General features: G+C 48.3%; 1 protein-coding gene. It reads left to right on the top strand.

All coding sequences use genetic code 11. The features are described from left to right. Positions 1–116: 116 nt before the first annotated feature. Positions 117–1,091 carry an IS30 family transposase gene (locus BGK46_RS14725; protein WP_069590504.1) on the top strand — a complete coding sequence of 325 codons (975 nt, stop codon included), beginning with the start codon at positions 117–119 and terminating at the stop codon, positions 1,089–1,091. Positions 1,092–1,224: the final 133 nt, after the last annotated feature.

Below are 1,224 nucleotides of genomic sequence, written 5' to 3'. Positions count from 1 at the left end.
TCGTAAGTAGGCCTGAATTCAGATAATAAGTGCAACACTCATGGTTAAACTGGCGAGAGGAAGTCAACTGCTGATAGTGGTACGCTTCTCATCGCCAAAATCAAAACGTGATTACCATGAGTTACCAGCAGTTGACCGAAGGACAACGATACCAGATTTCTGTCCTTTTGGCCCGTGGCTGTTCACAAACAGTCATTGCCGAAACCCTTTGTAAGTCAAAATCAACAATATCGAGAGAGCTAAGTAGGAACCGATTACCAGACGGTCGTTACGAGCCCGCTCAAGCTCAGCAGCTAACGACAAGTCGACGTATACATGCAGCCAAAAGGCGCATACCTTCGATGACAATCGATTTTGTTAAACTCTGCCTGAACGTTGATTGGAGCCCAGAGCAGATTAGCCATGTGAGCACGCGGTTGGGTATGCCTGTCAGCCATGAATGGATTTATCAATATGTGGCAACGGATAAAGCGACTGGCGGCAAACTGTATAGGTCATTGCGTCAAGGGCACAAACGCTATCGTAAGGGCAAAACAAGCAAGCGCTGTGTGATACCAGAGCCTGTCTCTATCGATGAGCGGCCAGCCATTGTGGATACCCGTGAGCGTTTTGGTGACTGGGAAATCGATACTGTTTTGGGCAAACACGGTACAGGCGCACTTGTTACCATTGCTGAACGAACCAGTCGTTTTTACTTGGTAAAAAAGGTGAGCAGCAAAAACGCTGATGTCGTCCGTGATGCCACTATTGAGCTACTTAGACCGTACTCCGCGCATGTGCACACAATCACCGCAGATAATGGCTCAGAATTTGTCGGACATAAGGCGATAGCCGAGGCATTAGAGACAGAGATTTACTTTGCTCATCCTTATTCATCCTGGGAGCGAGGTTTAAACGAAAACAGTAACGGGCTGCTCAGGCAGTATATTCCCAAGGGCACTGACCTGCGTGAAATCACAGAAGAAGAGGTGATGCAAGCTGTGGCCCGCTTGAATGCTCGACCAAGAAAATGTCTTGGTTTTAGGCAGCCTAGCGTTATCTTTAACAAGTTATGTCAGGCTGCAGACGAGAGTGTTGCACTTCGCAGTTGAATCCGCGTTGACTTTAATCGCAGAGCGTAGCACCGATATTAACCACCCACGCGATAAGGTATGTGAACAACAAGGGTCGGGCGTACGCGATATTCCCACCTGTATTGGGGGAAGCATCAGCACATGCCCACGA

Origin of the sequence: Salinivibrio sp. SS2 (assembly GCF_001722075.1) — a bacterium.
GTDB lineage: Bacteria > Pseudomonadota > Gammaproteobacteria > Enterobacterales > Vibrionaceae > Salinivibrio > Salinivibrio proteolyticus.
Note: the sequence above shows the minus strand (reverse complement) of the source record. Positions and strands in the feature narration are given on the sequence as shown.

Bases quoted from the DNA above. Each gene is read 5' to 3' on its own strand.
- BGK46_RS14725 (WP_069590504.1), top strand. From the start codon at position 117: ATGAGTTACCAGCAGTTGACCGAAGGACAACGATACCAGATTTCTGTC.